The organism is Lactiplantibacillus sp. B652 (genome assembly GCF_023806745.1).
Classification (GTDB): Bacteria; Bacillota; Bacilli; order Lactobacillales; family Lactobacillaceae; genus Lactiplantibacillus; species Lactiplantibacillus pentosus.
Genome location: NZ_JAMSKY010000082.1, coordinates 1 through 331, shown reverse-complemented (window position 1 = coordinate 331; position 331 = coordinate 1). Strand labels below are relative to the sequence as shown.

Here is a 331-nt window from a genome sequence, read left to right as displayed (position 1 = left end):
TGACTTCACAACTACTGAATATTTAGAAAGATCATTCAACTCCGTTTTTTTTTGCTTAATATAAGCTTGTTTAGACATGCTATTCGATCTTGAGTGATATGCTTGCAACGCCACACTTGATTTGTATACAGGTTTCGATCCAAACTGCCTTAGCCCCGCACCAAATAGTAAACCGCCAAAAAGTCCAATTGCGAGCAGCCACCACCATCTTCTCAAAAAAGCAATCCTATCTGAAAAAAAGAACAATTTCGATTTCAACCTATTCAACCCTCAATCCACACTGTCATCGTACAGAAAAGTCATGTGTAGTAAAGTCTATATCTGCCTTTTT

1 protein-coding gene is annotated in these 331 nt (G+C 37.8%); it reads right to left on the bottom strand.

The window, feature by feature from the left end; genetic code table 11:
* Nucleotides 1-258 (bottom strand): hypothetical protein (locus MZO40_RS17095; RefSeq protein ID WP_252133484.1); only part of this gene is annotated, 258 nt, incomplete at its 3' end.
* Between the last annotated feature and the right edge of the window lie 73 nt (nt 259-331).